This is a genomic window from Duganella caerulea, assembly GCF_040362985.1.
Classification (GTDB): Bacteria; Pseudomonadota; Gammaproteobacteria; order Burkholderiales; family Burkholderiaceae_D; genus Rugamonas; species Rugamonas vulcania.
Genome location: NZ_BPWJ01000020.1, coordinates 18,535 through 41,381, shown reverse-complemented (window position 1 = coordinate 41,381; position 22,847 = coordinate 18,535). Strand labels below are relative to the sequence as shown.

Here is a 22,847-nt window from a genome sequence, read left to right as displayed (position 1 = left end):
ATGGAATCACTTCAAAAAGTTATCGATGCGATCATACATCCAAGCCGGATCGTCGTACATGATGAAATGACGGGCGTTGTCGGCAAGTTCCACTTTGACGTTGGGCAGTTGCTGGTACTGGCTCTTGTACATCTGCTCGAACATCGGCTTGCTGCCGTAATCCTTGTAGGCGATCCAGGAGCCCAGCACCAGCGTGGGCGCCTTGATGCGGCTAACTTCAGGGCGCATGTCCTCGCTCATCATCTCGACCATCGCGTTGGTGACGGTGGCGGGGTCGGATTGCTTGCCCCAAGCGGCGGCGCGGTCGATATCTTCCTGCTTGGTGATCATGGACTGCAGGGTTTTCATCTGGTTGGCGCGTTTGGTTTCAGCGTCCATGGACTCCATGCGGGTCCGCAGGCCGGCCGCCATTTCCTTCATCTGCGCGCTGGTTATGCTGGGCATCTGGACAGCTGCCAGTGCCGGCAAGGTGTCGACGATGACCAGGCGGCCCACCTGGTCCGGATGGTCGGCGGCGAGCTTCATGCCGACGAAGCCGCCCAGGCTATGGCCGATGATGATGGGGTGGTCGAATTTATTGGCGGCGATGTAGTCGCTTAGTTGCCGTTCCACGGCCGGCAGCAGCGGGCCTTCGATGGCGGGCACGCCGGCAAATCCAGCCAGGGTGACGACGTGGCACTGGCGGCTGCCGCAGTAGTGGGCGACGGTGCCGTCCCACACTTCGCCGGACGATGCCAGGCCGGGGATCAGGATCACGGGAGCACCTTGGCCGGTGACCTGCACCTTGAAGGCCGGATGCGAGGGCGCGGCGGCAGCACCGGCGGAGTAGGCCAGCGCCAGGCTGGCGGCAATGGTGGCGATACGTTTGATGAACGAGCGTGGCATGCTGACCTCCGTTGTTGTGATTAAGTGAGGCCATGCTATCGAACCGCCATCGCACCGGCGACGGCTACTGGATGAGCGGTTTTTTTAAAAGGATGAACGGTATCCGGCTAGCGCCGTCTGCCGCGCTCACGCAGCGGCAGGACGAACCAGAGCGTCAGCAGCAGCGCCAGCGACAGCAGGGCGGCAGCGGTACCGGCCGCCACTGAGCTGGAGACCACATAGCAGACCACGAACATGTCCAGCGCCAGCCCCACCGCCAGTGGAAACAGCGCGGCGCAGATCATGCGCGAGGAGAGCTTGACGATCGATTCCGACACGCGCTGAGGCGACACGATGCGGTGCCAGGCGGCCGGTGTCATGATCAGCGCGATGGCGATTACCACCGTCGCCAGCGCCAGCAGATGGACGGCCTGCGCGGCGGCGGGCAGGTCGTCGAAGCGCTGGTTGAAGACGGCGACGGTCTGGAACCCGAACAGCGCCTGTATGCCGGGCAGCACCATGCGCGCCTCTTCGATGATGTTGCGCAGTTGTTCCTTAAGCGAGTTGGGTTCCGGCGGCGTCATGTCGGGATTCTAGCGCCGTACATCTGGCGCCGGCGCACGGCTACGCAGGCGCTATTCGCCGGCCTCGGCGCGCAGCTTGCGCCAGAGTGTGGTGCGGCTGATGCCGAGATAGTCGGCGGCCGCGTCGCGCCGGCCGCCAAAGCGGGCCAGCACGTCCGACACGCTTTCGGCGGACCGGCGGGGAGCCGGCAAGGCGTGCGGCAGGGCGCCGGAGGCTGAGTCGGCGGCGAAGCCGAAGGCGGGACCTGCGGCGGAACCAGCGACGGGGGCAGCGGCGAACGGCGTGGCCACGCGCCTGCCCAGCTCCGGCGCCACGCTGAGGACGAAGGCGGGCGTCAACGCCTGCAGCGGCTCGGCGGCGAGGAACAGCGCCAGGCGCTCGGTCAGGTTGCGCAGCTCGCGCACATTGCCCGGCCAGTCGTAGTGCTGCAGGAGCGGCGCGCAGGCCGCCATCTCGGCATGCAGGTTGGGATGCGGGCGCGCGCCCAGCGACGCCAGCGCATTCTTCAGCGACCATTCGGCCAGCGTCATCACGTCCTCCAGCCGCGCGCGCAGCGGCGGTATCGTCAGGCGCAGCACCGCCAGCCGGTAGAACAGGTCGGCGCGGAAGCGGCCTTCGCGCACGCGCTGTTCCAGGTCGCAGTGCGTGGCGCTGATGATGCGCACGTTGACCGCGATAGGCCGCGTGCCACCCACGCGCACCACTTCCCGTTCCTCCAGCACGCGCAGCAAGCGGGTTTGCAGCGTCAACGGCATCTCGCCTATCTCGTCGAGGAACAGTGTGCCGCGATTGGCCGCCTCGAACAGGCCCGCATGCCCGCCGCGACGCGCGCCGGTGAAGGCGCCTTCCTCGTGGCCGAACAGCTCCGACTCCAGCAACGACTCCGCAATCGCACCGCAGTTGACGGCCACGAAGGGCCGGTTCTGGCCCAGCGTGCGCGGGCTCTCGCGATGGATGGCCTGCGCCACCAGCTCCTTGCCGCAGCCGGTTTCCGCCTGTATCAGCACCGTGGCCGGGGATTTCGCGTACAGCACCACCGACTGGCGCAGCGTCTCCATCGCGGCGGAGTCGCCGCGCAGGTCGTTGATGCCATGCTTGGCGCGCAGCGTGTCCGCCACGACGGCGCCGCGCGTGCGGCTGCGGTTAGCTTCGAGTTGCGTCAGCCGCGCCATTTCCAGCGCGTCGTCGAAGGCGTGGCGGATCGAGGCGGCGGAGTAGACGAATACGCCGGTCAGTCCCGCTTCCTCGGCCAGGTCGGTAATCAGCCCGGCGCCGACGATGGCCTTGATGCCGGCCGCTTTCAAATCATTGATCTGCGCGCGCGCGTCCTCCTCGGTGGCGTAGGTGCGCTGCTCGACATCGAAGCCGAAGGTGTTGGCGAATTCGGCCAGTTCCGGCAAGCGGTCCTGATAGGTGACGATGCCGATGCGGTCCGACATGCGACGCGCCCGCGCCAGCGCCTGCATCACATCGAAGCCGCTGAATTTGGCGATCACCACCGGCACCGACAGCCGGCCCTTCAAATACGCCGCGTTGGAGCCTGCGGCGATGACGGCGTCGCAACGCTCGGTGGCCATGCGCTCGCGGATGTGCCGCGCCGCCTCGTCGAAGCCCAGGTTGATCGGTTCGATCGTGGCCAGGTCGTCGTATTCCAGCGTGATGTCGCGGAACAGGTCGTACAGGCGCGAGACGGAAACCGTCCAGATCACCGGTTTGTCGTTGGCATCGAAGGGCAGGGGCGTGGAATGGCGCATGTTTCAATTGTAGTTCATCTGTTTCGATGTTTCAAATTGAAACATGAATGCAACACCGTAATTTCGTAAGTCATTGATTTATATGACATGCCTATCTGGCACGCCGCTTGCAAAGCATAGCCCAACTTCACTGCAACATTGAAAGGTCAGAACATGAGTCAATACTCCGCAGGCGCCGCGTTCCGCAAAGCCGTACAAGAAGAGTCCCCACTGCAGGTGGTCGGCGCGATCAACGCCAACCACGCCCTGCTGGCCAAGCGCGCCGGTTTCAAGGCGATCTACCTGTCGGGTGGTGGTGTGGCGGCGGGTTCGCTCGGCCTGCCGGACCTGGGCATCTCCAACTTGGACGACGTGCTGACCGACGTGCGCCGCATCACCGACGTGTGCGACCTGCCGCTGCTGGTCGACGTCGACACCGGCTTCGGCGCCTCCGCCTTCAACGTGGCGCGCACCGTCAAGTCCATGATCAAGTTCGGCGCCGCCGCCATGCACATCGAAGACCAGGTCGGCGCCAAGCGCTGCGGCCACCGTCCGGGCAAGGAGATCGTCACCAAGCAGGAGATGGTCGACCGCATCGCCGCCGCCGTCGATGCGCGCACCGATGAGAACTTCGTCATCATGGCCCGCACCGACGCGCTGGCCGTCGAAGGCCTGGACGCCGCCATCGAGCGCGCAGTCGCCTGCGTCGAAGCCGGCGCCGACATGATCTTCCCGGAGGCGATGATCAGCCTCGATATGTATAAAAAATTCGCCGCCGCCGTCAAAGTGCCGGTGCTGGCCAACATCACCGAATTCGGCTCGACGCCGCTGTTCACCGTGGACGAATTGCGTGGCGCCGACGTGGGCCTTGTGCTGTATCCGCTGTCCGCCTTCCGCGCCATGAACAAGGCTGCGGAAAACGTCTACGGCGCGATCCGTCGCGACGGCACCCAGCAGAACGTGGTCGACACCATGCAAACCCGCGCCGAACTGTATGAACGCATCAACTACCACAGCTTCGAGCAGAAGTTGGATGCACTGTTCGCCGCACAGAAAAAATAATCGATTCGAGGAGACCCTGAAATGACCGAAGCTACCTTCAAGCCAAAAAAATCCGTCGCCCTGTCCGGCGTCACCGCAGGTAACACCGCACTGTGCTCCGTCGGCAAAACCGGCAATGACCTGCACTATCGCGGCTACGACATCCTCGACGTCGCCAACACCTGCGAGTTCGAAGAAATCGCCTACCTGCTGGTCCACGGCAAACTGCCGACCAGCGCCGAACTGAAAGGCTACAAAGCCAAACTGCGTTCGCTGCGCGGCCTGCCGCAATCGCTGAAGTCCGCGCTGGAAGCACTGCCCGCATCTGCCCACCCGATGGACGTGATGCGCACCGGCGTCTCGGTGCTCGGCTGCACGCTGCCGGAAAAGGACGACCACAATGTGCCGGGCGCGCGCGACATCGCCGACCGCCTGATGGCTTCTTTCGGCTCGATGCTGCTGTACTGGTATCACTTCAGCCATAACGGCAAGCGTATCGACGTGGAGACCGACGACGACTCCATCGGCGGCCACTTCCTGCACCTGCTGCACGGCGAGAAGCCATCCGACAGCTGGGTGCAGGCGATGCATACTTCGCTGATCCTGTACGCGGAACACGAGTTCAACGCCTCCACCTTCACCAGCCGCGTCATCGCCGGCACGGGTTCGGACATCCACTCCGCCATCACCGGCGCGATCGGCGCGCTGCGCGGCCCCAAACACGGCGGCGCCAACGAATTCGCCTTCGAGATCCAGAAGCGCTATGAGAACGCCGACGAAGCCGAAGCGGATATCCGCAACCGCGTCGCCAACAAGGAAGTGGTGATCGGTTTCGGCCATCCGGTGTACACCATCTCCGATCCGCGCAACGTCGTCATCAAGGAAGTGGCGCGCAAGCTGTCGCAGGAAGCCGGCTCGATGAAAATGTTCGACATCGCCGAGCGCCTGGAAACCGTCATGTGGGACATCAAGAAGATGTTCCCGAACCTGGACTGGTTCTCGGCCGTGTCGTACCACATGATGGGCGTGCCGACCGCGATGTTCACGCCGCTGTTCGTCATCTCGCGCACGTCCGGCTGGGCCGCGCACATCATCGAACAGCGCATCGACAACAAGATCATTCGTCCAAGCGCGAACTATGTCGGTCCTGAAGACCTCAAATTCGTGCCGATCAAGGACCGCAAATAATGAACACCCAATTCCGCAAACCCCTGCCGGGCACCAAGCTCGATTACTTCGACGCGCGCGCCGCGGTCGACGCAATTCAGCCGGGCGCCTGGGCCAAGCTGCCATACACTTCGCGCGTACTGGCCGAGAACCTGGTGCGCCGCTGCGATCCTGCGACGCTCAACGCCTCGCTGTCGCAACTGATCGAGCGCAAACGCGACCTGGACTTCCCATGGTTCCCCGCGCGCGTGGTCTGCCACGACATCCTCGGCCAGACCGCACTGGTCGACCTGGCCGGTCTGCGCGACGCCATCGCGGCGCAAGGCGGTGATCCCGCGCTGGTCAATCCGGTGGTGCCGACCCAGCTGGTGGTCGACCACTCGCTGGCCGTCGAATGCGGCGGCTTCGATCCCGACGCCTTCGACAAGAACCGCGCCATCGAAGACCGCCGCAACGAGGACCGCTTCGATTTCATCAACTGGACCAAGAAGGCGTTCAAGAACGTCGACGTGATCCCGCCGGGTAACGGCATCCTGCACCAGATTAACTTGGAGCGCATGTCGCCAGTGATCCAGGCGGTGGACGGCGTGGCCTTCCCGGATACGCTGGTCGGCACGGACTCGCATACCCCGATGGTCGATGCGCTGGGCGTGATCGCCATCGGCGTCGGCGGCCTGGAAGCGGAGAGTGTGATGCTGGGCCGCGCATCGTGGATGCGCCTGCCGGACATCATCGGCGTCGAGTTGACGGGCAAGCCGCAAGCCGGCATCACCGCCACCGACACCGTGCTGGCGCTGACCGAATTCCTGCGCAAGCAGAAGGTCGTGTCGTCGTACCTGGAGTTCTTCGGCGAGGGCGCATCGCACCTGACGCTGGGCGACCGCGCGACGATCTCCAACATGGCGCCGGAATACGGCTCCACCGCCGCGATGTTCTACATCGACGAGCAGACCATCAAGTACCTCAAGCTGACCGGCCGCGATGATGAACTGGTCAAGCTGGTGGAGACCTACGCGAAAGAGACCGGCCTGTGGGGCGAAGCCCTGAAGACCGCCGAGTACGAGCGCGTGCTGAAGTTCGACCTGTCGTCGGTGGTGCGCACCATCGCCGGCCCTTCGAATCCGCACAACCGCGTGCCGACCTCCGAGCTGGCCGCGCGCGGCATCAGCGGCGTGGTGGAGAACGAGCCTGGCCTGATGCCGGACGGCGCGGTCATCATCGCCGCCATCACCAGCTGCACCAACACCAACAACCCGCGCAACATGATCGCCGCCGGCCTGCTGGCCCGCAACGCGAATGCGCGCGGCCTGACCCGCAAGCCTTGGGTGAAAAGCTCGCTGGCGCCCGGCTCCAAGACCGTGACGCTGTACCTGGAGGAAGCTGGCCTGATGCCGGAGCTGGAGCAGCTGGGCTTTGGCGTGGTCGCATATGCCTGCACCACCTGCAACGGCATGTCCGGCGCGCTCGATCCGGTGATCCAGAAGGAAGTGATTGATCGCGATCTGTACGCCACCGCTGTATTGTCGGGCAACCGCAATTTCGACGGCCGCATCCACCCTTACGCCAAGCAGGCCTTCCTGGCATCGCCGCCGCTGGTGGTGGCCTACGCCATCGCCGGCACGATCCGCTTCGACATCGAGAAGGACGTGCTGGGCCTTGACACCAATGGCCAGCCGGTCACGCTGAAGGACATCTGGCCGACCGACGAGGAGATCGATGCGCTGGTCGCGTCCAGCGTCAAGCCGGCGCAGTACAACAAGGTCTACATCCCGATGTTCGCCAAGCAGGAAGACGACGGCGTGAAAGTGAAGCCGCTGTACGACTGGCGTCCGCAGACCACCTACATCCGCCGTCCGCCGTACTGGGAAGGCGCTCTAGCCGGCGCGCGTCCGCTGAAAGGCATGCTGCCGCTGGCGGTCCTGGGCGATAACATCACCACCGACCACCTGTCGCCATCGAACGCGATCATGTTGAACAGCGCGGCCGGCGAGTACCTGGCGAAAATGGGCCTGCCAGAAGAGGACTTCAACTCCTACGCCACCCATCGCGGCGACCACTTGACCGCACAACGTGCCACCTTCGCCAACCCGACGCTGAAGAACGAAATGGTGCGCGATGCCGACGGCAAGGTCAAAGCCGGTTCGCTGGCGCGCGTGGAACCGGAAGGCAAAGTCACCCGCATGTGGGAGGCCATCGAGACCTACATGGAACGCAAGCAGCCGCTGATCGTGATCGCCGGCGCCGACTACGGCCAGGGCTCGTCGCGCGACTGGGCGGCCAAGGGCGTGCGGCTGGCGGGCGTGGAGGCCATCGTGGCCGAAGGATTCGAGCGCATCCACCGCACCAACCTGGTAGGCATGGGCGTGCTGCCGCTGGAGTTCCAGCCGGGCGTGAACCGCCTGACGCTGGCGCTGGACGGCACCGAAAGCTACGACGTGATCGGCGAACGCACTCCGCGTTCGACGCTGACGCTGGTGGTCAACCGCCGCAATGGCGAGCGCGTCGAAGTGCCGGTGATCTGCCGCCTCGATACGGCGGAAGAAGTGTCGATCTACGAAGCGGGCGGCGTGCTGCAGCGCTTCGCCCAGGACTTCCTTGAATCCGCGAAGGCTGCATGATCATGGCGCATCAACCGCAAATCAAGATCCCCGCCACGTATATGCGTGGCGGCACCAGCAAGGGCGTGTTCTTCCGGCTGCAGGACCTGCCGGAAGCCGCGCAGCAGCCCGGCGCCGCGCGCGACGCCTTGCTGCTGCGCGTGATCGGCAGCCCGGACCCGTACGGCAAGCAGATCGACGGCATGGGCGGCGCCACCTCCAGCACCAGCAAATCGGTGATCCTGGCAAAGAGCACCAAGCCGGATCACGACGTCGACTACCTGTTTGGCCAGGTCTCCATCGACAAGGCCTTCGTCGACTGGAGCGGCAACTGCGGCAACCTGTCCGCCGCCGTTGGCGCCTTCGCCATCAGCGGCGGCCTGGTGGACGCGGCCCGCGTTCCGCGCGACGGCATGGCCGTGGTGCGCGTGTGGCAGGCCAATATCGGCAAGACCATCATCGCCCACGTACCGATGACCAATGGCGAAGTGCAGGAAACCGGCGACTTTGAACTCGACGGCGTGACCTTCCCGGCGGCCGAAGTGCAGCTGGAGTTCATGGACCCGGCGGCGGAGGAAGAGGGCGCCGGGGGCTCCATGTTCCCGACCGGCCAGCTGGTGGACGAGCTGGAAGTGCCAGGCGTGGGCACCATGAAGGCGACCATGATCAACGCCGGCATCCCGACCATCTTCGTCAACGCGGAAGATATCGGCTACCTCGGCACCGAGCTGCAGGACGCCATCAACAGCGACCCCAAGGCGCTGGCGCGGTTTGAGCTGATACGCGCCCACGGCGCGCTGCGCATGGGCCTCATCAAGCATAACGACGACGCGGCCACGCGCCAGCACACGCCCAAGGTGGCCTTCGTTGCCAAGCCGGCGCCGTATACCTCGTCCAGCGGCAAGGAGGTCGCCGCCACCGACGTGGACCTGCTGGTGCGCGCCATGTCGATGGGTAAGCTGCATCACGCGATGATGGGCACGGCGGCAGTCGCCATCGGCACCGCCGCGGCGATCCCCGGCACGCTGGTGAACCTGGCGGCGGGCGGCGGTGCGCGCGAGGCGGTGCGCTTCGGCCATCCGTCCGGCACTTTGCGGGTGGGCGCGCAAGCGACCCAACAGAACGGCGAATGGAGCGTAACAAAAGCGGTCATGAGCCGCAGCGCCCGCGTGCTGATGGAAGGCTGGGTACGCGTTCCCGGCGATACGTTCTAAGACACAGCTAAGCGACACGTACATAACGGAGGAGACATGAATTACGCTGATTTCTATCGGCGCTCTATCGACACGCCTGAACAATTCTGGCAGGACGAGGCAGCGCTCATCGACTGGAACGTCCCATGCACCAAGGTGCTGGATTATTCCCATCCTCCGTTCGCCAAGTGGTTCGTCGGCGGGCAGACCAACCTGTGTCACAACGCGGTAGACCGCTGGTGCGCCACGCAGGGTGACCGTGCCGCGCTGATCGCCATCTCCACCGAAACCAACACGGAGCGCAGCTACTCGTTCAACGAACTGCGCACCGAAGTCGAACGCTGCGCAGCGATGATGCAGTCGCTGGGCGTCGGCCGTGGCGACAGGGTGCTGATCTACATGCCGATGATCGCCGAAGCGGCGTTCACGATGCTGGCCTGCGCCCGCATCGGCGCCATCCACTCGGTGGTGTTCGGCGGCTTTGCCGCCAACAGCCTGGCCAGCCGCATCGACGATGCCAAGCCGGCGCTGATCGTCTCCGCCGACGCGGGTTCACGCAACGGCAAGGCCATCCCCTACAAGTACCTGCTGGACGAAGCGATCACGCTGTCGACCGCCAAGCCGGCCAAGGTGCTGCTGGTGAACCGCAACCTGGCGCCGATGGAAGTGGTGGCCGGCCGTGACGAGGACTGGGCCAGCCTGCGCGTCGCCCACATGGATGCGCACGTGCCGGTGACCTGGCTGGAATCAAACGATCCTTCGTACATCCTCTACACCTCCGGCACAACCGGCAAGCCGAAAGGCGTGCAGCGTGACGTCGGCGGCTATGCTGTGGCGCTGGCCTCGTCGATGAAGTACAACTTCTGCGGCAACGCCGGCGAAACCTTCTTCGCCACCTCCGACATCGGCTGGGTGGTCGGCCATTCCTACATCGTCTACGGCCCGCTGATCGCCGGCATGGCGACCATCATGTACGAAGGCCTGCCGATCTGCCCCGACGCTGGCATCTGGTGGCGCATCGTCGAGAAGTACAAGGTCACGCGCATGTTCTCGGCGCCGACGGCGATCCGCGTGCTGCGCAAGCAGCCGCCTGAGTTCATGCGCAAGTACGACCTGTCCTCGCTGCGCGCGCTGTACCTGGCCGGCGAGCCGCTGGACGAGACCACGTCGAAATGGATTTCCGAAGAGCTGGGCGTTCCCATCATCGACAACTACTGGCAGACCGAAACCGGCTGGCCGATCCTGTCGATCGCCAAGGGTGTCGAGGATCTGCCGACGCGCCTGGGCAGTCCTGGCGTGGCGATGTACGGCTACAAGGTCAAGCTGCTCAACGAATCCACCGGCGAGGAATGCGCCGCCAACGAGAAGGGCGTGGTGGTGGTCGACGGCCCGCTTCCGCCGGGCTGCATGCAGACCGTGTACGGCGACGACCAGCGCTTCGTCGACACCTACTGGTCCACCTTTGACGGCCAGCAGGTCTACTCGACCTTCGACTGGGGCGTGCGCGACGCCGACGGCTACTACTTCATCCTCGGCCGCACCGATGATGTGATCAACGTAGCAGGCCATCGTCTCGGCACGCGCGAGATCGAAGAATCCATCTCCAGCCACGCCAACGTATCGGAAGTGGCGGTGGTCGGCGTGGAGGACAAGCTCAAAGGCCAGGTGGCGGTTGCCTTCGTCATCGTCAAGGACGCGACGCGCATCGCAGATGACGAGGGCCGTGCCGCGCAGGAGCGCGAGATACTCGGCGTGGTCGATCACCAGCTGGGCGCTGTGGCGCGGCCGTCGCGCGTGTACTTCGTGCCGCAACTGCCCAAGACCCGTTCCGGCAAGCTGCTGCGCCGCTCGATACAGGCCATCTGCGAAGGCCGCAATCCCGGCGACCTCACCGCGATCGAGGATCCGGCTTCGCTGCAGCAGATACAACACGCGCTGCATGGCGATGCGAAAAAGTAGTTGTGCGCGTAAGGGGCCGGTAAGCATGGCGGTTTATTGTGGAGTCAAGCTCGAAAAGAAAAGAGCATAGGCTGCAGATAAACTATAGGAGACAAGTCATGCATGACGATCTGGTTCAAAAAATAAAGCGCGACCCCAGCTACCACCGGCTGGTCAAGACGCGCTCCCGCTTCGGCTGGGCGCTGACCGCGGTAATGATGTTGGTCTATTACGGTTACATCCTGCTCATCGCTTTCGACAAGGAGCTGCTGGCGTCGAAAACCGGTGGCGGGGTGATGACCTGGGGGATGCCGATCGGCCTGTTCGTGATCGTGTTCACGGTGCTGATCACCGGCGCCTACGTCCGCCGCGCCAACAAGCAGTTCGACGACCTGACCCAGGCCATCCACGAGCGGGTGAAAGCATGAACGCCGCCAAGCGTGGCTTGCTTAGCCTTCGCGGCTTGGCCGCCCTGACGCTGCTGGGCGCCAGCGGTGCGGCGCTGGCGGCCGGTGCGGATCTCGGCCAGGCGGTCAAGCAGCCGATCAACTGGACCGCGATCATCATGTTCGGCGCCTTCGTCATCTTCACGCTGTTCGTCACCAAGTGGGCGGCGGCGAAGACCAAATCGGCGGCCGACTTCTACACCGCCGGCGGCGGCATCACCGGCTTCCAGAACGGCCTGGCCATCGCCGGCGACTACATGTCGGCGGCGTCCTTCCTCGGCATTTCCGCCGCCGTGTTCCTGAACGGTTACGATGGCCTGATCTACGCCATCGGCTTCCTGGTCGGCTGGCCGGTGATCACCTTCCTGATGGCGGAGCGCCTGCGCAACCTTGGCCGCTTCACCTTCGCCGACGTCGCCGCCTATCGTTTCAAGCAGGCGCCGATCCGCATCTTCTCCGCCTCCGGCACGCTGGTGGTGGTGGCCTTCTACCTGATCGCGCAGATGGTCGGCGCGGGGCAGCTGATCAAACTGCTGTTCGGCCTTGAATACTGGATCGCCGTGGTGCTGGTCGGTACGCTGATGATGGTCTACGTGCTGTTCGGCGGCATGACCGCGACCACCTGGGTGCAGATCATCAAGGCCGTGATGCTGCTGGGCGGCGCCACCTTCATGGCGGTCGTCGTGCTGGCGCAGTTCAACTTCAGCCCCGAGGCGCTGTTCGCCAAGTCGGTGGAAGTACACGCCAAGAAGGACGCCATCATGGGCCCCGGCACCTTCATCAAGGACCCCGTGTCGGCGATCTCCTTCGGCATGGCGCTGATGTTCGGCACCGCCGGCCTGCCGCACATCCTGATGCGCTTCTTCACCGTGCCAAGCGCCAAGGAAGCGCGCAAGTCGGTGTTCTGGGCCACCAGCTGGATCGCGTACTTCTACATCCTGACCTTCATCATTGGTTTCGGCGCCATCGTTTTGGTGAGCACCAATCCCGAGTTCAAGGACGCCGCCGGCAAACTCCTGGGCGGGAACAACATGGCGGCCATCCACCTGGCCAAGGCCGTGGGCGGCAACGTCTTCCTGGGCTTTATCTCCGCCGTGGCTTTCGCCACCATCCTGGCAGTGGTGGCCGGCCTGACCTTGTCCGGCGCATCGGCGGTGTCGCATGACCTGTATGCCACTGTGATCAAAAAGGGCAAGGCCACCAGCGCCAAGGAACTGTATGTGTCGCGCCTGACCACCGTCGCACTGGGCATCGTCGCCGTGGTGCTGGGCATCGTGTTCGAGAAGCAGAACATCGCGTTCATGGTGTCGCTGGCCTTCGCCATCGCCGCCTCGGCCAACTTCCCTGTGCTGTTCATGTCGGTGCTGTGGAAGGATTGCACCACCCGTGGTGCCACCATCGGCGGCTTCGTCGGCCTGATCACCGCCGTGGTGCTGACCGTGGTGTCGAAGTCGGTGTGGGTCGATGTGCTGGGCCATGCCGACGCGCTGTTCCCTTATGCGTCGCCGGCCATCTTCTCGATGCCGATCGCCTTCGTCAGCATCTGGGTGGTCTCCCTGATGGACCGCAGCGCGCGTGCACGCATCGACCGCGCCGGCTACGAGGCGCAGGAAATGCGCTCCGAAACCGGCATCGGCGCCGCTGGAGCCAGTGCGCACTGATGTAATTGTCAAGTAGTCGGATGACAGCAATGCCCGGTTCGCCGGGCATTGTCGTTTTTAGGGCCGCCGCCGGCATGCGCGATGGCTAATGCGCCCATTGTGGTTTATGATCTGCCAACTATGCTGCCGAGAAGTAACTGGCAAGGTGGCATCTTAGAATGGGTGCCTTTGGTGTACATGAACCGAGTTTCGACCAATCCTGATTTTGTAGCCGACGCGCTGGCGCTGATCGGCGTTCCCGCGTGCGCCTACGGCACCGATGGCATGGTGTTGGCCGCGAATCAGGAACTGGCGGACTTGCTGGGCTTCGACCCATGCGGCAAGCCGCTGGCCGATCTGTTCGCGCGCCACGTGCGCGCCGCCAGCATGAAGGCGCTCGACGCGGCGCTCGACGTGGGGCAGGGCGCGGCCAGCGCGGGACAACGCTGGGACAGCTGCCTGACCTGCGCCAGCGGCCAATACCTGTCGGTGCAGGCGTGGAGCAAGCCGCTGCCGGCCGGCGCGGCGGTGCAGGGCGCCACGGTGGTCTTCCACGACATCAGCGCGGCGGAGCGCGACCAGCGCTCGTTGCGCAAGACGCTGCTGGAGCAGCAGGCCATCCTGGAGAATGCCGCCGTCGGCATCCTGTTCACCAAGGATGGCGTTATCCAGGAATGCAATATCCGCTGCGCCGAGATGCTGGGCTACAGCCGCCATGAGCTGGAGGGCATGGCCAGCGTGACCGTGTATCCGAGCGAGGCGGACTTCCTTGAATTGAGCCGCAACGCCCGCCCGCCGCTGTCGCAGGGCCTGCCCTTCATGCAGGATACGCAGATGCGGCGCAAGGACGGCTCGGTGTTCTGGGCCCGCCTGTACGGCCGCGCCATCGATCCCGTGCAAACCGCCGAGGGCACGGTGTGGATCATGGAGGACATCAATGATCACCGCATCGACGTCGAGAAGCTGCGCCGCGCGCTGCTGGAGATGCAGGCCATCATGGACAGCGCGCCGCTGGCGATCGGCTTCCAGCGCGATAACCGCATCCTGCGCTACAACCGCCGCTTCGCCGAATTCTTCGGCTTCAACGACGACAGCGGCGTGGGCCAGCTGACGTCGACGCTGTATCCGTCGCAGGACGCGTTCGACGCGGTGGTGAAGAAAGCCCGTCCGCTGCTGGCGCGCGGCAAACCGTACCAGGCCGAGATGGAGATGCGGCGCCAGGACGGCTCGACCTTCTGGGCGCACGCCTTCGGCTACGTGATCAATCCGGGCCGCACGCAGCAGGACACGATCTGGATCTTCGACGACCGCAGCGCGCAAAAGCGCCACGAGGAAGAGACCCGGCAGCTGCTGCTGGAGCAGAAGGCGATCCTGGACAACGCCTCGGTCGGCATCCTGTTCAGCAAGGCGCAGATCATGTTGAGCTGTAATCCGCGCATGGCCGAGATGTTCGGCTACGACATCGACGAGATGCTGGGGCAGCCGTCGGCGATGGTGTTCCCGTCGGCGGAGCACTACGAGGAATTCGGCCGCGAGGCGGCACCGCTGCTGGGCGCGGGCCAGCCGTTCGAGAAGAAGGAATACCAGTTCAAGCGCAGGGACGGTGGCCTGTTCTGGTGCCGCGTGCGCGCCAAGGCGGTGGACGACGAGCATAGCGACGGCGGCACCATCTGGATCCTGGAGGACGTGACCAGCACGCGCCAGACCCAGATGGAGGTCGAGGCCATCATGACCAACGCCTCGATGAGCATCCTGTTCACCAAGAACCGTATCATCACGCGCTACAACCGCGGCTTCGCGGAGATGTTCCGCTACGAGGGCGACTCGGGCCTGGGCCTGCCCGGCCGCGCGCTGTACCCGTCGCAGGAATCGTACGACAAACTGGGCGAGCAGGCGTATCCCTATCTGTCGGTCGGCAAGCCGTTCCAGATCGAGATGGAACTGCGCCGCGCCGACGACACGACCTTGTGGGCGCAGCTGATCGGCTACGTGGTCAATCCCGAGGATCCGACCCAGGGCACGATCTGGGTGATCGAGGACCGCACCGAGCAAAAGCGCGCCGAGGAATCGCTGCGCAACGCGCTGCTGGAAAACCAGGCCATCCTGGACAGCGCGGTGCTGGGCATCTCGGTGGTGGAGCATGGCCGCAACCTGCGCTGCAACACCAAGATGGAAGAACTGTTCGGCTACGCGCCGGGCGAGATGAACCAACTGAGCGTACAGGCCTTCTATGCTGACAAGGGCGCGTGGGAACAGGCGCGCGCCGCCACCGCGCTGGACTTCCACGCCGGCCGCGTGCACGCCTCCGAATACCAGCTGGTGCGCAAGGACGGCAGCACGTTCTGGGGCCGCCTGTCGGGCCGTCCGTTCGACCTGGCGCAGGCCACCGGGCGCTCGGTGTGGCTGGTGGACGACATCACCGAACGGCGCGAGGCGGCGGAGGCGGTGAGCCGCGCGCGCGACGAGCTGGAAGTGCGGGTGCTCGAGCGCACCGCCGAACTGGCCGGCGCCAATGCGCTGCTGCAGGGCGAGATCGTCGAGCGGCGCCAGGCCGAGGCGCGCGTGCACCACATGGCCTACCACGACAGCCTGACCGGCCTGCCGAACCGCGCGCTGTTGTCGGACCGTCTGGACCGCGCCATGCTGGCGGCGCAGCGTTCGGAGCGCCGCCTGGCGGTGATGTTCATCGACCTTGACCGCTTCAAGACCATCAACGACTCGCTCGGCCACATGACCGGCGACCAGCTGCTGAAGGAAGTGGCGAGCCGTTTGTGCCGCGCGGTGCGCGCCAGCGACACCGTGGCCCGCCTTGGCGGCGACGAATTCGTGGTGCTGGTGCCCGGCATCCGCTCGTCCGAGGAGGCCAGCCACGTGGCCGAGAAGATCATCGAGGCGCTGTCGGAGAGCTTCCCGCTGGAAGGGCGCAACCTGCACATCACGCCGTCGATCGGCATCTGCGTGTACCCGGACGACGGCGGCGACGTCGAGACGCTGATGCGCCACGCCGACGCCGCCATGTACCACGCCAAGGCCAGCGGCAGGAACAATTACCAGTACTTCAAAGAGGCGATGAACCAGACGGCGGCGCAGCACTTCGAGCTGGAGTCCAGCCTGCGCGGCGCGCTGGCGCAGGACGAGTTCGAGCTGCACTTCCAGCCCATCATGGACATCGGCACGCGGCGCCTGCACACGATGGAGGTGCTGCTGCGCTGGCGGCGCGGCGGCGGCACCGGCCAGCTGGTGCTACCGGACCACTTCATCCCCATCATCGAGGAGAATGGCCTGATCGTGCCGATCGGCGAGTGGGTGATACGCCAGGCCTGCCAGCAAAGCATGGCGTGGCTGCGCGCCGGCCTGGCGCCGGTGCCGCTGGCGGTGAACCTGTCGCCGCGCCAGTTCATGCATCGCGGGCTGATCGAATCGATCCGCGCCATCCTCGACGAAACCGGCATCGATCCGTCGCTGATCGAATTCGAGATCACCGAGACGGCGCTGATGCAGCACGGCGAGCAGACGCTGGACATCCTGGGCCAGATCAACGCCATGGGCATCCGCTTGTCGATCGACGATTTCGGCACCGGCTATTCGAGCCTGGCGTATTTGAAGCGCTTCCCGGTCAAGAAGATCAAGATCGACCGCGCCTTCATCAAGGAGCTGGAGGAAAGCGCGGAGGATCGCGCGATCGTGGCGGCCATCATCGCGCTGTCGGACAGCCTGCAATTGTCGGTGGTGGCGGAGGGTGTGGAGACCGAAGGACAGTATGCGTTGTTACAGCGCAACGGTTGCCAGTACGCGCAGGGATATTTATTTTCGCAGCCGGTACCGCACGCGACGGCCCAGCTGCTGCTGCCGCGAATCTAGTTAATCCAGCGTGGCGATCACCGGCGCGTGGTCGGACGGCTGCTCCCATTTGCGCGGCACGCGGTCGATCACGCAGGCGCTGCAACGGGCCACCAGGGCCGGCGACAGCAGGATGTGGTCGATGCGCAGGCCTTTGTTGAGGCGGAATCCAAGGGCGCGGTAGTCCCACCAGCTGAACGATTTTTCCGGCTGCTCGAACAGGCGGTAGGAATCGGTCAGGCCGATGTCGAGCAGGCGGGTGAGGGCGGCGCGCTCCTTGTCGGACACCAGCACCTGGCCCGCCCACGCGGCCGGATCGTGGACGTCGCGGTCTTCCGGCGCGATGTTGTAGTCGCCCAGCACCGCCAGTTGCGGGTGCAGCGCGGCTTCTTCCTTGATCCAGTCGTGGAAGGCGGACAGCCAGCCCAGTTTATATTCGTACTTGTCGGAATCGACGCTCTGGCCGTTGGGCACGTAGGCGCACACCACACGCACGCCGTCGATGGTGGCGGCCAGGATGCGCTGCTGCGCGTCCTCGTAGCGAGGATTATTCTTGATCACGTCGGTGATCGGCAGCTTGGACAGGATGGCCACGCCGTTGTAGGTTTTTTGGCCGCTGTAGACCACATGGTAGCCGGCGGCCTCGATGGCGGCCGCCGGAAACTTGTCGTCAGTCAATTTTGTTTCTTGAATACAGAGGACATCGATAGGGTTCTCCTCTAGCCATTTCAAGACGTGCGTCAGCCGAACGTTGAGTGAGTTAACATTCCATGTGGCTATTTTCATCTGGGTCAGTATCCTTGCGGGTTTTCGGGGGGCGGTTGCCTACTTGAACGAATCTTACAGTATCTTGATTTAACACATGAGATTGTTAATTTGACGATTTTTATAAAAAAACATGAAAAACTCTTTCGTGCGCGCACTATCAGAGCCTAAAATGTTGCAAAATGTGTGAAATCAAAAAATAATTGCTAGGGGTGTCTCATTGTTGTCAAAATAGAACGGTAAACAAAGACAAAGTAAGCAAAAGAGAAATATACTGTTACAAATAACGCGGAAAACTTGTATTTCCGCAACGCAATTAAAAATAGTAGCTGGCCGGGTGCATTTTAGTGTTGTGGTTTAACAATAAATGGTACTATACGGAAATTACTTGTGGTTTTAACAGTGAATTGCGCGTAGCGCATTTACAAAGGAATAAAAAATGCGAGCTGCATTTGAGACGTGGGCGCAGAAAGACGGTCACATCGTCCGACGCCGGGAAGACAAACCAGAAGAATACCTGGTTTTTGAAACGCAACGCCGCTGGGTCATCTGGCAGGCTGCGTTAGAGCACGGCAAAACGCCGGGCGGCCGCAAGACCGCCGCGCAAAAGGAAGCCGCCGCGCTGGAAAAGGCCAAGGCCGCCGTGCAACGGCCGCCTGTCATCAATTCCGACGAGGCTGCCGTGCGCAACCAGGTGCTGAACGAGGTGCTGGATGCGTTCTCCACCCTGGGTGGTGAACGGGGCATGGATGATATCCTGAAAGTGGTACAGGGTCTGAAGAAGAAGCAGCAGGAACAGGCGGATGTTCGCACTGTGGCTGCCGCACCGGAACGGCATAACGCCTGATCCCGGATGCGTTTCAGGCACTACAAAGGGGGCCTCTACGAGCTGGTGTGTGAGGCCACCCTGGAATCCGATCTGAGTACCATGATCGTTTATCGCGCCGCCAACGGTTCCATCTGGACCCGGCCGAAAGACGTGTTTTTTGAAATCCTGGAAGTCGATGGCGTAAAAGTGCAACGCTTTACGCCTCTTGATTGACCATATAGATCCGCTTGCGGGCTGCTACACTGGTCTGACCCACTAACCCTGAGGCAGACCATGTATTTCCGCCCCGTTGCCGGCGTTTCCGCGCTGCTGGCCTTGCTGTCCGGCTGCGCTTCCCTGACTGAATCCACCCAACAAAACGTGCTGGTGCAAACCGTGCTCGACCACCGGGAAATCGCCGGCGTCGGCTGCGTGCTGTACAACGACGTCGGCAAATGGTTTGTGACCACGCCCGCGCGCGTCACCCTTCGCAAGAGCTCCGGCCCGCTGCGCATCGATTGCCAGAAGGAGGGTGCCGGCTGGGCCTACGAAAAAGTCGACTCCAAGGCCGACGGCAACCTGTGGGGCAATGTGGTGCTGACCGCCGGCGTGGGCTACTTCATCGACAAGAACACCGGCGCCGGCTACGACTATCCGGCCACGCTGACGGTGGTGATGCACGCCGATGCCCAGCGCGATGGCTTGCCTCCGCCAGCCTCCGGCGTGACGCTGTACTGAGCCGTCGCCATGCTGTGCGTGTAGGATTATTCCTACTCAATTAGTCCAATTCCTATGCCCGAATAGGAAAATTCCTATATTTGCCAAGCGGCAATATTTGTTACTATTAGTAATGTTGAATATGTAAATATTATTAATTGTTACAGATATGAGGCGGCGTATGCATGATTCAGGCATGAGGGTGGTAACACGGTTGGGCATGGGGTTTGGTTTGGTGGCGTTGTTGCTGGCCATCGTGACGATGTTCGGCATCCTGCGCATGGGGCGCATGCAGGAGCGGGTGGATGAGATCGTCGACGTCAACAGCGTGGAGTCCAAGCTGGTGGCGAAAATGGATTTGACGGTGACCGAGCGCGCGCTGGCGCTGCGCAACCTGATCCTGCTGCCCGAGGATCAGCGGGACGAGATCCAGATCGAGCTCAAGCGCATCGCGGCGCAGAGCGATAAATACGACGAAGTACAGAACAAGCTGGGCGAGATGTTCTCCGGCCCTAACAGCGCCACGCCCGAGGAGGCAGCGCTGTACGCCAAGATCCGCGCGCAGGCTTTGCTGGCCGCGCCCTTCATCGCCAAGGCCAAGGAGCTGATCCAGGAAAAGAAAAACAGCGAGGCCTATCATCTGCTGCGCTTCGAGTTCCGTCCGGTGCAGAAAAAATGGTGGGAGCTGCTGCGCGAACTGGCCGCCATCGAGGAAAAACAAAACGTCGACGGCGCGGCCGCCATCAAGCAGGCCTACCAAGAAACCCGTTCGCTGATGCTGGTGCTCGGCGCGCTGGCGCTGCTGTGCAGCGTGGTCGCGGCGGTGCTGATCACACGCAGCCTGCTGCGGCAACTGGGCGGCGAGCCGGCCTACGCGGCCGGCATCGCCACGCGCATCGCGGCCGGCGACCTGAGTGTCGGCATCGACATCGCGCCCCACGACCGTTCCAGCCTGGTGTTCGCGATGAAGACCATGCGCGACAGCCTGGCCGGCATCGTCGGCCAGGTGCACGACCGCTCAGGCGCGATCGAATCGGCGTCGGTGCAGATCGCGGCCGGCAATCTCGATCTGTCTTCGCGCACCGAGCAGCAGGCCGCCGCGCTGGAGGAAACCGCGTCGTCGATGGACGAACTGGCGTCGACCGTCAAGCAGAACGCCGACAGCGCGCGCCTGGCCAATGATCTGGCCATGTCGGCGTCGGCCATCGCGCTCAAGGGGGGCGACGTGGTGGCGCAGGTGGTCGGCACCATGGGTTCGATCAACGAATCGGCCGGCAAGATCGGCAACATCATCGGCGTCATCGACGGCATCGCCTTCCAGACCAACATCCTGGCGCTGAACGCGGCGGTGGAGGCGGCGCGCGCCGGCGAGCAGGGACGCGGCTTCGCCGTCGTCGCCACCGAGGTGCGCAACCTGGCGCAGCGCAGCGCGGCGGCGGCGCACGAGATCAAGGTGCTGATCGGCGATTCGGTGGAGAAGGTGGAGGCGGGATCGAAGCTGGTCGACCAGGCCGGCGCCACGATGGGCGAAATCGTCGACAGCATCCAGCGGGTCACCGACATCATGGGCGGCATCACCACGGCCACGCAGGAGCAGAGCGCCGGCATCGACCAGGTCAGCCAGGCCATTACGCAGATGGATGAGGTAACGCAGCAAAACGCCGCGCTGGTGGAAGAGGCCAGCGCCGCCGCCGCGTCCTTGCAGGATCAGGCGGCGGGACTGGTGCGGATGGTTGGCGTGTTCAAGCTGGAAGGCGGCCGCGCCGGCGCAGGCGCGCCTGCGGCGGTGCTGCCCATGGTCCGCAGGGCGCAGGCCAAACCGGCCAGGCTGCCGGCGCCGGTCCAGCAGGCGCGCGGCCGCAAGGCAGCCGGCGCCGAAGGGTGGGAAGAGTTCTGACCGTGCTTACGCGCGGTTGATCAGGAAGTTCGACAGCAGCGGCACAGGGCGGCCGGTGGCGCCTTTCGCGCCGCCCGATTTCCATGCGGTGCCGGCGATGTCCAGGTGCGCCCAGGTGTACTTGCGGGTGAAGTTTTCCAGGAACGCGGCAGCCGTGCACGACGCGCCGCCCGGCGTGCCGATGTTGGCCAGGTCGGCGAAGTTGGACTTCAGCTGCTCGTTGTACTCCTCGCCGATCGGCAGGCGCCATGCGGTGTCGCCTGCTGCTTTACCCGCCGCCATGATCTCGTCGGCCAGCTTGTTGTGCACGTCGTCGTCGCGCGTGAACAGGCCGCTCTTGTGGTGGCCCAGGGCGACGATGCAGGCGCCGGTCAGCGTGGCGATGTCGATCACCGCGGCCGGGTTGAAGCGCTCGGCGTAGGCCAGCGCGTCGCACAGCACCAGGCGGCCTTCGGCGTCGGTGTTGAGGATCTCGATGGTCAGGCCGTTCATCGAGGTGACGATGTCGCCCGGCTTGGTGGCGCGGCCGGAAGGCATGTTCTCGCAGGCGGCGATCACGCCGATCACGTTCAGCTTCAGGTTCATCTCGCCGATGGCGCGGAAGGTGCCCAGCACCGAAGCGGCGCCGCCCATGTCGTACTTCATCTCGTCCATGCCTGGACCGGCTTTCAGCGAGATGCCGCCGGTGTCGAAGGTGATGCCTTTACCGACCAACACCACCGGCGCGTCCTTCGGTTTGCCGCCCATGTGCTTGAGGATGATGAACTTCGGCGGCTGCTCGCTGCCGTTGGTCACCGACAGGAAGCTGTTCATCTTCAGCGCTTCCAGCTGTTTGCGGTCCAGCACTTCAACGTCGAACTTGTAGTCCTTGCCGAGCTTCTTGGCGGTGTTGGCCAGGTAGGTCGGGGTGCAGACGTTGGCCGACAGGTTGCCCAGTTCCTTGGTCAGGTCCATGCCGTTGGCGATCGCCACGGCCTGGGCCAGCGCCAGCTTGGTGGCGGCGGTGTTCGGGACCGCCAGCGCGATTTTCTTCACGCCGGTCGGCGCGGGATCCTTCTTGCTCTTCTGGCCATCGGTGCGGAACACGCTTTCGTGCGCGCTTTGGACCACGCAGCGGATCGCCCAATTCACATCGCGCTCTTTCACTTCGGTCATCGGCAGTGCGATAATAGCGTCGCTCGCGCCCAGCGCGGAGAAAGCCTTCAGCGCCGCGGTCACGCCGCTGGCGAAATTCTTCTCGCTGACGGCATCGTCGCTACCCAGGCCCACCAGCAGCACGCGCTCGGCGCTCGCGCCTTTCGCGCCGCGCAGCAGCAGGGTGGTGCCGGCCTTGCCGGAGATGTCGCCGGACTTCAGCGCAGCCGTGATTTCACCGGAACCGTCCAGCGCCTTGGCGGCCTGCGACAGCTTCTTGTTCTCAAAGACCGCGACGGCGACAACGCCGGCTTTGGCCGAAGCGATGGTGTTTTTTGTGTCGAATGCTTTTATGCTAAAGTCCATTTGATTCTCCGTGTCGTGTACGAATTGCCAGCCTGTTTGTCAGGCTGTTATTTAAACTTGTGGCCCAGTGAGGCCCTTAACTACCGAATTATAACTTTCGAATGATCTTTCAACGC

At 63.9% G+C, this 22,847-nt stretch carries 17 protein-coding genes; 12 read left to right on the top strand and 5 right to left on the bottom strand.

What is annotated here, in order from left to right:
- Window positions 1-6 precede the first annotated feature (6 nt).
- From ACUJB0_RS31020 to prpR, 3 genes are all read right to left on the bottom strand, one after another.
- Window positions 7-885 carry an alpha/beta fold hydrolase gene (locus ACUJB0_RS31020; RefSeq protein WP_444848627.1) on the bottom strand — a complete coding sequence of 293 codons (879 nt, stop codon included), beginning with the start codon at window positions 883-885 and terminating at the stop codon, window positions 7-9.
- A 107-nt stretch (window positions 886-992) separates the two neighbouring features.
- Window positions 993-1,448, bottom strand: coding sequence for a DUF6328 family protein (locus tag ACUJB0_RS31015; protein WP_444848626.1), 456 nt, complete (start codon window positions 1,446-1,448; stop codon window positions 993-995).
- A 51-nt stretch (window positions 1,449-1,499) separates the two neighbouring features.
- A complete protein-coding gene (gene prpR / locus ACUJB0_RS31010) occupies window positions 1,500-3,203 on the bottom strand; it encodes a propionate catabolism operon regulatory protein PrpR (RefSeq protein WP_444848625.1) in 1,704 nt (567 codons plus the stop codon).
- A gap of 153 nt (window positions 3,204-3,356) precedes the next feature.
- Here prpR and prpB point away from each other — a divergent pair, with 153 nt between their 5' ends.
- From prpB to ACUJB0_RS30970, 8 genes are all read left to right on the top strand, one after another.
- Complete coding sequence (prpB, locus tag ACUJB0_RS31005) at window positions 3,357-4,244, top strand: methylisocitrate lyase (RefSeq protein WP_117014614.1); 888 nt, start codon at window positions 3,357-3,359, stop codon at window positions 4,242-4,244.
- A 21-nt stretch (window positions 4,245-4,265) separates the two neighbouring features.
- On the top strand, window positions 4,266-5,411 hold the full coding sequence (prpC, locus tag ACUJB0_RS31000; protein ID WP_444848624.1) for a bifunctional 2-methylcitrate synthase/citrate synthase: 1,146 nt from the start codon (window positions 4,266-4,268) through the stop codon (window positions 5,409-5,411).
- A complete protein-coding gene (gene acnD / locus ACUJB0_RS30995) occupies window positions 5,411-8,008 on the top strand; it encodes a Fe/S-dependent 2-methylisocitrate dehydratase AcnD (protein WP_444848623.1) in 2,598 nt (865 codons plus the stop codon). Before prpC ends, acnD begins: the two co-directional genes overlap by 1 nt.
- A 2-nt stretch (window positions 8,009-8,010) precedes the next feature.
- A complete protein-coding gene (gene prpF / locus ACUJB0_RS30990; RefSeq protein WP_444848622.1) occupies window positions 8,011-9,201 on the top strand; it encodes a 2-methylaconitate cis-trans isomerase PrpF in 1,191 nt (396 codons plus the stop codon).
- A 36-nt stretch (window positions 9,202-9,237) separates the two neighbouring features.
- Window positions 9,238-11,139 (top strand): propionate--CoA ligase, encoded by a 1,902-nt coding sequence (locus ACUJB0_RS30985; RefSeq protein ID WP_444848621.1) that lies wholly within the window; start codon window positions 9,238-9,240, stop codon window positions 11,137-11,139.
- 98 nt (window positions 11,140-11,237) lie between these two features.
- Window positions 11,238-11,546 (top strand): DUF485 domain-containing protein, encoded by a 309-nt coding sequence (locus ACUJB0_RS30980; RefSeq protein WP_161096777.1) that lies wholly within the window; start codon window positions 11,238-11,240, stop codon window positions 11,544-11,546.
- The gene (locus tag ACUJB0_RS30975) at window positions 11,543-13,225 is read left to right on the top strand and encodes a cation acetate symporter (RefSeq protein WP_444848620.1); all 1,683 of its coding nucleotides are present in this window, start codon (window positions 11,543-11,545) and stop codon (window positions 13,223-13,225) included. Before ACUJB0_RS30980 ends, ACUJB0_RS30975 begins: the two co-directional genes overlap by 4 nt.
- Before the next feature lie 177 nt (window positions 13,226-13,402).
- Window positions 13,403-17,065 (top strand): sensor domain-containing protein, encoded by a 3,663-nt coding sequence (locus ACUJB0_RS30970; protein ID WP_444848619.1) that lies wholly within the window; start codon window positions 13,403-13,405, stop codon window positions 17,063-17,065.
- Here ACUJB0_RS30970 and xth read toward each other — a convergent pair whose 3' ends face one another.
- Window positions 17,066-17,830 carry an exodeoxyribonuclease III gene (xth, locus tag ACUJB0_RS30965; RefSeq protein ID WP_444848618.1) on the bottom strand — a complete coding sequence of 255 codons (765 nt, stop codon included), beginning with the start codon at window positions 17,828-17,830 and terminating at the stop codon, window positions 17,066-17,068.
- Window positions 17,831-18,248: 418 nt separating this feature from the next.
- Between xth and ACUJB0_RS30960 the strand changes: the two genes are divergently transcribed.
- The 4 genes from ACUJB0_RS30960 to ACUJB0_RS30945 all read left to right on the top strand — a co-directional run bounded on the left by ACUJB0_RS30960 (window position 18,249) and on the right by ACUJB0_RS30945 (window position 21,231).
- The gene (locus tag ACUJB0_RS30960) at window positions 18,249-18,656 is read left to right on the top strand and encodes a phiTE_015 family protein (RefSeq protein WP_117014607.1); all 408 of its coding nucleotides are present in this window, start codon (window positions 18,249-18,251) and stop codon (window positions 18,654-18,656) included.
- Between the two features lie 6 nt (window positions 18,657-18,662).
- Window positions 18,663-18,851 carry a DUF1653 domain-containing protein gene (locus ACUJB0_RS30955; protein ID WP_161085309.1) on the top strand — a complete coding sequence of 63 codons (189 nt, stop codon included), beginning with the start codon at window positions 18,663-18,665 and terminating at the stop codon, window positions 18,849-18,851.
- Window positions 18,852-18,911: 60 nt separating this feature from the next.
- Entirely contained in the window at window positions 18,912-19,355 is a 444-nt protein-coding gene (locus ACUJB0_RS30950) for a hypothetical protein (protein WP_117014605.1), read from the top strand.
- 175 nt (window positions 19,356-19,530) lie between these two features.
- Window positions 19,531-21,231 (top strand): methyl-accepting chemotaxis protein, encoded by a 1,701-nt coding sequence (locus ACUJB0_RS30945; protein ID WP_444848617.1) that lies wholly within the window; start codon window positions 19,531-19,533, stop codon window positions 21,229-21,231.
- A gap of 6 nt (window positions 21,232-21,237) precedes the next feature.
- Here ACUJB0_RS30945 and ACUJB0_RS30940 read toward each other — a convergent pair whose 3' ends face one another.
- Window positions 21,238-22,731, bottom strand: coding sequence for a leucyl aminopeptidase (locus tag ACUJB0_RS30940; RefSeq protein ID WP_444848616.1), 1,494 nt, complete (start codon window positions 22,729-22,731; stop codon window positions 21,238-21,240).
- Between the last annotated feature and the right edge of the window lie 116 nt (window positions 22,732-22,847).

Bases quoted from the DNA above. Each gene is read 5' to 3' on its own strand.
- prpF (WP_444848622.1), top strand. From the start codon at position 8,011: ATGGCGCATCAACCGCAAATCAAGATCCCCGCCACGTATATGCGTGGC.
- ACUJB0_RS30945 (WP_444848617.1), top strand. From the start codon at position 19,531: ATGAGGGTGGTAACACGGTTGGGCATGGGGTTTGGTTTGGTGGCGTTG.
- ACUJB0_RS30975 (WP_444848620.1), top strand. From the start codon at position 11,543: ATGAACGCCGCCAAGCGTGGCTTGCTTAGCCTTCGCGGCTTGGCCGCC.
- ACUJB0_RS30940 (WP_444848616.1), bottom strand. From the start codon at position 22,731: ATGGACTTTAGCATAAAAGCATTCGACACAAAAAACACCATCGCTTCG.
- ACUJB0_RS30985 (WP_444848621.1), top strand. From the start codon at position 9,238: ATGAATTACGCTGATTTCTATCGGCGCTCTATCGACACGCCTGAACAA.
- ACUJB0_RS30980 (WP_161096777.1), top strand. From the start codon at position 11,238: ATGCATGACGATCTGGTTCAAAAAATAAAGCGCGACCCCAGCTACCAC.
- ACUJB0_RS30970 (WP_444848619.1), top strand. From the start codon at position 13,403: ATGAACCGAGTTTCGACCAATCCTGATTTTGTAGCCGACGCGCTGGCG.
- ACUJB0_RS31015 (WP_444848626.1), bottom strand. From the start codon at position 1,448: ATGACGCCGCCGGAACCCAACTCGCTTAAGGAACAACTGCGCAACATC.
- prpC (WP_444848624.1), top strand. From the start codon at position 4,266: ATGACCGAAGCTACCTTCAAGCCAAAAAAATCCGTCGCCCTGTCCGGC.
- prpR (WP_444848625.1), bottom strand. From the start codon at position 3,203: ATGCGCCATTCCACGCCCCTGCCCTTCGATGCCAACGACAAACCGGTG.
- ACUJB0_RS30960 (WP_117014607.1), top strand. From the start codon at position 18,249: ATGCGAGCTGCATTTGAGACGTGGGCGCAGAAAGACGGTCACATCGTC.
- acnD (WP_444848623.1), top strand. From the start codon at position 5,411: ATGAACACCCAATTCCGCAAACCCCTGCCGGGCACCAAGCTCGATTAC.
- xth (WP_444848618.1), bottom strand. From the start codon at position 17,830: ATGAAAATAGCCACATGGAATGTTAACTCACTCAACGTTCGGCTGACG.
- ACUJB0_RS30955 (WP_161085309.1), top strand. From the start codon at position 18,663: ATGCGTTTCAGGCACTACAAAGGGGGCCTCTACGAGCTGGTGTGTGAG.
- prpB (WP_117014614.1), top strand. From the start codon at position 3,357: ATGAGTCAATACTCCGCAGGCGCCGCGTTCCGCAAAGCCGTACAAGAA.
- ACUJB0_RS31020 (WP_444848627.1), bottom strand. From the start codon at position 885: ATGCCACGCTCGTTCATCAAACGTATCGCCACCATTGCCGCCAGCCTG.
- ACUJB0_RS30950 (WP_117014605.1), top strand. From the start codon at position 18,912: ATGTATTTCCGCCCCGTTGCCGGCGTTTCCGCGCTGCTGGCCTTGCTG.